The 4,464-nt window shown below is 31.7% G+C and carries 8 protein-coding genes; all 8 read left to right on the forward strand.

Annotated elements, in window-relative coordinates; translation table 11 throughout:
• Nucleotides 1-73 precede the first annotated feature (73 nt).
• Nucleotides 74-580: a flavodoxin family protein gene (locus B2S90_RS00185; protein ID WP_055290025.1), complete on the forward strand. Its 507-nt coding sequence runs from the start codon at nucleotides 74-76 to the stop codon at nucleotides 578-580.
• Nucleotides 573-1,118, forward strand: a complete 546-nt coding sequence (locus tag B2S90_RS00190) for a hypothetical protein (protein WP_278861742.1) — start codon at nucleotides 573-575, stop codon at nucleotides 1,116-1,118. Before B2S90_RS00185 ends, B2S90_RS00190 begins: the two co-directional genes overlap by 8 nt.
• A 111-nt stretch (nucleotides 1,119-1,229) precedes the next feature.
• Nucleotides 1,230-1,502 (forward strand): HU family DNA-binding protein, encoded by a 273-nt coding sequence (locus B2S90_RS00195; RefSeq protein ID WP_022424200.1) that lies wholly within the window; start codon nucleotides 1,230-1,232, stop codon nucleotides 1,500-1,502.
• Between the two features lie 66 nt (nucleotides 1,503-1,568).
• The gene (locus B2S90_RS00200; RefSeq protein WP_238319828.1) at nucleotides 1,569-2,282 is read left to right on the forward strand and encodes a zinc metallopeptidase; all 714 of its coding nucleotides are present in this window, start codon (nucleotides 1,569-1,571) and stop codon (nucleotides 2,280-2,282) included.
• Nucleotides 2,283-2,340: 58 nt separating this feature from the next.
• Nucleotides 2,341-2,832, forward strand: coding sequence for a hypothetical protein (locus tag B2S90_RS00205; RefSeq protein ID WP_286696359.1), 492 nt, complete (start codon nucleotides 2,341-2,343; stop codon nucleotides 2,830-2,832).
• Nucleotides 2,829-3,416, forward strand: coding sequence for a DnaD domain-containing protein (locus B2S90_RS00210; protein ID WP_055235005.1), 588 nt, complete (start codon nucleotides 2,829-2,831; stop codon nucleotides 3,414-3,416). Before B2S90_RS00205 ends, B2S90_RS00210 begins: the two co-directional genes overlap by 4 nt.
• A complete protein-coding gene (gene nth / locus B2S90_RS00215) occupies nucleotides 3,409-4,044 on the forward strand; it encodes an endonuclease III (RefSeq protein WP_055235003.1) in 636 nt (211 codons plus the stop codon). The genes B2S90_RS00210 and nth overlap by 8 nt, the downstream gene beginning before the upstream one ends.
• A gap of 194 nt (nucleotides 4,045-4,238) precedes the next feature.
• The coding region (gene tnpA, locus B2S90_RS00220) for an IS200/IS605 family transposase (RefSeq protein ID WP_286696360.1) at nucleotides 4,239-4,464 on the forward strand (226 nt) is incomplete at its 3' end.

The raw sequence follows: 4,464 nt of genomic DNA on the forward strand, positions 1-4,464 counted from the left end.
CTTCCTTCAGGAGGGCTTTTTTTATTGAATTTGTTCATATCTTCTTGTAAAATTATTTAAGGAGGCGATATCTATGAAAAATATTGTTATTACAGATAAAGATATTCCTTTAGAATTTTTTAAAGAAAGCGTCGTAGTTAATCTTAATAATATTAAATATAGTCCATGCACTGGTGATTATACTTGTCTTAAAAATAGGACTCCATGTCGCTACCACGATGATATTTCAATAATCAATCAATGGATTGGGCAGGCTTCTCTCATTATTTTAGTTACACATATTTATTGTGGATGCTTTGATACACAGCTTAAATCCTTTATAGAACGCAATATATCTTCATATGAGCCTTATTATACAACAGTAGGTGGAATAACCTGTCACGCTTCTTTAGCTCAGCAATCAAAGAAAATCCTTCTTATAGGCTATGGTGATATATCTGAGAAAGAACAGAAGATGTTGATGGATTATTTAAATGATTCACTTCTAGGTTATTTTATTTCTTCTATTAATACTTATTTTTGTACAGAAGAAGATTTAGATAACTCACTCAAGACATTTGGAGGTGTTGATCGTGGATAATATTCTTATAATCTTATCTGGTCTCATTTATACAAATAAGGTCATGTATAATCAAGCCTATAAGCTTGCTCATTATCTTAAAGGAAATGTATCAATCAAAACATTACAGGTGATAGAAGAAAAAGATGTAGAAGCCAATAATACAATCATTTTTATGTTTCCTATTTCATCACAGACAATACCTTCATGTATGTTAGATTATATGAAAAATAATGAAAAATTGATGAATCATAAAACAATCTATAGTGTAATCTATTGTGATGAATATGAAGTTGATTATTGTGATTATGCAGATGAAATATTATCACTTTATTGCAAGAAAACACATGCCTATTATAATGGGTCTTTAAAGGTTGGAGCTTACTTTCTGATCAATCATATTCCTTATACATGGCGTATCTCAAATACCTTAAAATCCTTTGCATCGGATATTAGAAAAGAAAAGGAAAGTGCTCTAGATATCACATTTTTTTCTAAAAATCAATTCATAAAACAAGGAAATAAGTTCTGGGAAAAGGCTTATAAATCTAAAAAATAGTAATTCATTTTATGTCCTTTCTTACGTGCTTTTTTTGTGTTTTATCTCTTGAAATGATATGTAGATTTTGTTATACTACTCAAGGATAATTTATTAGGAGGCATTACAGAAGTGAATAAAAAAGAATTAATTAATATCGTTTCTGAAAAAAGAGATTTAACAAAAAAAGATGCTGAAATTCTTGTGAATACAGTTTTTGATACGATGGTAGAAAGTATGATTGATGGTGATAAAGTTCTTATTTCTGGCTTCGGTACATTTAAGATTAATCACTGCCATGAACGTAAAGGCGTTTCACCAAAGACTAAGGAACCTATCATTATTCCAGCAAGTCGTACAGTTTCTTTCAAACCAAGTAATAGATTAAAAGATGCAATGAACTAATGCATCTTTTTTGTTTATATACAGTTAATAAATTTCATGTATAATAATTATTAGGAGTTGATGAAAATGAGTTATTATTTAATGACAAATCCAGGATATATGCTTGGTACAATCTTAGTAGGTATTGCGATGGTATTTTCTTTATATTGTCAGGCAAAGATTAAGTCGACTTATGCGAAATATCGTCGTAGACCAAATAGCCGTGGGATTACTGGGGCGCAGGTTGCAAGGGAAATATTAGATTCTCATGGTATGACACATGTTCCTGTCTATGAAGTGAAAGGGGAATTATCTGATCACTTTGATCCTTCCAATAATAGTGTCAGTCTTTCTAGTGATATTTATCATGGTACAACAATTGCCGCTTGTGCTGTTGCGGCTCATGAATGTGGTCATGCTATTCAATATCATGAAAACTATATGCCAATAAGAGTAAGAAATGCGATTATTCCATTATGTAATGTAGGTAACTATTTGGGATGGATTGCGATTATGATTGGTCTTGCTTTAGGTTCTACAAGGCTCGCTTTCTTAGGATTCTTCTTAATGTGTGGTATTTTAGCTTTCCAGATTATTACATTACCAGTAGAAATTAATGCCTCTAAAAGAGGACTTGCGATATTACAAGCACAATATTTAAATGAAAATGAGTATGCTGGTGCATGGCAGATGCTTTATGCTGCCGCATTAACTTATGTTGCTGGTGTATGTGCGACTCTTGCAAGTATGCTAAGAATTCTATTTATGATTTTAAGCAGTTCTAATAGAGATTCAAATTAATGAATCTCTTTTTTTTTTGTCCTAAATGCGCTATAATAGTGGCACTATGGAGGTCAATATGAATTATAATAAGAAAGACAATAATTGGATATATCGTGTAATTATCGCATTATTAGTGGTTATTCTTGTTTTTGTTTCTTTCTGTATGTTAAATATACATGTTCCTTATTTCAATCATGAAAATAACATCGCATTAGAAAGAAACAAGATTATTAATAAATATAAGCTAAACTATGATGATTATTTTAATGAATATAACAGCTCTAAGACCTACTATATCATTCGTATTAAAGATAAGAAGAAAAAGAAAGTTTACCAGGTCTACAATACTCAATATAAATTAGTAGATTCTTATAGTGGTTCTGTTGCAAAAAAGAAAGATGTCATTCATACAATCAATAATGAATATAAAGTAAATGTCACTGATTTAACAATAGGATATGAAAATGGAGATCTTGTTTATTTTGGTAAATACCAGAACGATGCTCATCTCTATTATTTCTATTATTCTTTAGATGAAGGAAAGTTTGTGAAATATTATCGCCTATGAGTACACAAATACTTACAGATTATCAATGTATAGACTTCAAGAAACTTCTCTTGCTGAAGGGAAAGTCTATAGGACTAACAGATCAAGAAACACATATATTATTGTTGATGATGACCTTGAGTGAATTAGGGGTAAGACCTATTTATCCTCAAAAAGTGGCTGAATTTTCTTCATTATCTATTAAAGATATTGATGATATCATGATAGGCCTTGTAGATCGTCATTATCTAGATAGAATTAATTTAAAAATTGATTTTAAACCTTTAGAAAAGCTATTGCTTGGAATAAAGGTTGAAAAGAAGGAAGAAGTAAACCTTGTAGAAGTATTCGAAGATGCGTTTGGACGTACAATGAGTACTTTGGATATTGAATATATCAATCAGTTTAAAAGAACTGGTTACGATGATGAGATGATTGTATCTGCTTTAAAAGAAGCCGTAAAATCAAATGCGCTCTCTTTTAGATATGTAGAGAGAGTATTAGAAAACTGGGCTCATTCTAAGAATTATATTAAGAAATATCAAGAAGAAGAGCCAGAGGTCAGTGAAGAAGTAAGAAATTATAATTGGTGGGAAAATGATTAAAACAAAACAAGATAGAATACTTAATACATTTGATGAGATGTTTCCTGATGCACGTTGTGTACTGAATCATTCTAATAACTTAGAATTGCTTGTCGCAGTGATGTTATCTGCCCAGACAACAGATGAATCAGTCAATAAGCTTACATCGCATCTTTTCCAAAAATATAAAACAGTAGATGATTATGCGAATGCATCACTGCCTGAATTGGAGTCAGATCTTCATTCTATAGGGCTTTATAGGAATAAGGCAAAGAATATCAAGGCTATGGCTATGGCCCTTCAGGCACGCTTTAATGGCGTTGTACCAGCATCTCATGATGCTTTAATATCTTTACCAGGAGTAGGAAGAAAGACTGCCAATGTTGTTATGGCAGAAGGATTTGGTTATCCGGCTATTGCGGTAGATACACATGTTGAGCGTATCTCTAAAAGACTAGGATTTGCGAAACCAGATGATACAGTCCTCACTGTAGAAAAGAAATTAATGAAGACTATTCCTAAGAATAGATGGATTAAAACACATCATCAGATGATCTTCTTTGGACGATACCATTGTAAGGCAATGTCACCTCATTGCAAGGAATGTCCTTTAGTAGATCTCTGCAAAGAAAAGAATAAGAAACTATAAAAGAATCCTTTGTTTTGGGATTCTTTTTTCAATACACAAAAAAGGATTCCGTTTGGAATCCTTTTAATTATAAAGAAAACCATACGCTATGCGTATGGTCGAAAAAACTTTCAGAGATGGTGAGAAAAAAACCTCCAATAATATAATAAAAGTGGCTGGCAACCGCAAGAATTATAATCAGAGGAGGACTCTCAATGAGAGATGATAATACATTATCACACACAACGTATAATTGCAAATATCACATAGTCATTATACCAAAGTACAGAAGAATGGTAATATACAGAAAATTAAGAAAAGATATAGGAGCTATTCTCAGAGCAGTAGCAGAAAGAAAACCAGGAGTTGTAATTCATGAGGCTGAGGCATGTCCTGATCATATACATATGTTGATGACGATACCACCAAAATATAGCGTAT

The organism is Catenibacterium sp. UBA627 (assembly GCF_002299355.1).
GTDB classification, from domain to species: domain Bacteria; phylum Bacillota_I; class Bacilli_A; order Erysipelotrichales; family Coprobacillaceae; genus Catenibacterium; species Catenibacterium mitsuoka.